We start from the raw sequence: 1,732 nt of genomic DNA on the forward strand, positions 1-1,732 counted from the left end.
GTCTGCTCCGCGATGCTCGTGATCACCTTCACCACGTTGCCGATCTCCGCCGAGGACTCGCCCAGCTTCGCCACCGTCGCCGTCGTCGTCTCCGCAGCCGTCACCGCACGCGCCGCCACCTCACTGGCCTCCGCTGCATTCTGCGAGATCTCCCGGATGCTGGCGCCCATCTGCTCCGCACCAGCCGCCACCGTCTGCACGCTGCGGGTCACCTCATCCGCCGCAGAAGACACCACCCCCGCCTGCGCCGACGTCTCCTCCGCCGACGACGCGATCTGCCCCGCAGATGCCGACAGCTCCTCCGAGCTCGCCGCCACCGCGTCGGCGGAGGAGACGACGGAGCCGATCAGGCTGCGCAGGTTCTCCTGCGCGGTGGTGAGCGCGGCGGCCATCCGGCCGACCTCGTCGCGGGTTCGCACGTGCGGCTCCACCGTCAGGTCGCCCTTCGCCAGCGCCTCGAGCGCCCCGGTGACCCGGCCCAGGGGGCGGACCACGGAACGGGAGACGGTCACCGCCAGCAGGGCGGCGAGGACGACCGCGAGCGCGCCGACGACACCGAGGAGAACGGTGGCCCGTTCCTGCGCGTCGAGCTGGTCGACCTGCAGCTGCTCCACACGCTCGCCGGCGGAGGTCTCCACCCGGTCGGCGATGTCCAGGATGATGCCGTAGCCCTTGCCGGCCTCGCCGCCGTTGATGCTCTCCACCGCGGTACGGAAGCCCTCGGGCGAGCCGTCGGAGATCCACGCTACGACCTGGTCGTCCATCTCGAAGTAGAAGTCCCAGGCGGGCCGCAGCTCGCTCCAGGCGGCCTTCTCGTCCGCGTCCATGGCGTCGGTGTCCACACCGTCCAGCCATTCGTAGACGGCCTTCTTGCTCTCCAGCAGACCGGCACGGTTGTAAGCGTCGGAGGCCAGACCCACCTGCGGCCCGAAGGCCGCCACGTCGGTGAGCACCAGGCCCTGCCAGCCGCTGACGTCGGCGATCTGGAAGCGGGCGGTCTCCGCCTCCTGGAGCACGCCGCCGACGGCGGTGAGGTCGTCGGCGATCTCCCGCTGCTCGGACACGGCCAGGAGGCCGGCGCCGGCGCTGAGCAGCACCAGGCCGCCGATGGCGCCGAAGGCGAGACCGAGGCGCCGGCCTACTCGGATGTTCCCGAACCGACGAGGGCTCGAGGAGGTGCTGGACATCGCGATTCCTTCGGTGGGACGAGGCGTGGGGCCAGGTGGTGCACATGACGCCCCGAATGCGGAGAGCTGTTGGGGCTGCGCGGTTGGGGAAACGTTAGAACAGATACACCGACCGTCATTCGGTGTTACGGGTGTGTCGTGTCGAGCGCGGTGCGATTCGCTCGGTCCCCGCATTCCCGTGTCGACTTGACGCCATTCGATTCGCCGGACCGCGCCGAAGCACGGCTCGGAACTGGCGACGAGCGCATGACCGGAATGGTCATGCGCTCGTCGTCGAGGTCGGCGGCCGGCTCGGCCACTGTCGGTCAGTAGGTGAAGCGCCCGACGGTGGAGCGCAGGTCCGCGGCCATCCGGGACAGCTCGTCGACGGCGGTGCGGGTCTGGGTCAGCGCCTGGGTGGTGGACTCCGCGGCGGTGGAGACCCCGGAGATGTTCTCCGCGATCTGCGTCGTGCCACCGGCGGCCTCCTGCACCGACCGCGACATCTCGTTGGTGGTGGCGGTCTGCTCCTCCACCGCCGAGGCGATCGTGGTCTGGCGGTCGGA

General features: G+C 70.5%; 1 protein-coding gene and 1 pseudogene. Both read right to left on the reverse strand.

Going from position 1 to position 1,732, the window contains the following annotated elements; translation table 11 throughout:
• Nucleotides 1–1,187 (reverse strand): methyl-accepting chemotaxis protein (locus BD833_RS22585; RefSeq protein ID WP_166535411.1); only part of this gene is annotated, 1,187 nt, incomplete at its 3' end.
• A gap of 305 nt (nt 1,188–1,492) precedes the next feature.
• Nucleotides 1,493–1,732 (reverse strand): annotated as a pseudogene (locus BD833_RS22590) (methyl-accepting chemotaxis protein); the annotation flags it as partial.

The sequence above is a fragment of the Blastococcus xanthinilyticus genome (assembly GCF_008124835.1).
In the GTDB taxonomy this organism is placed as follows: Bacteria; Actinomycetota; Actinomycetes; order Mycobacteriales; family Geodermatophilaceae; genus Blastococcus; species Blastococcus xanthinilyticus.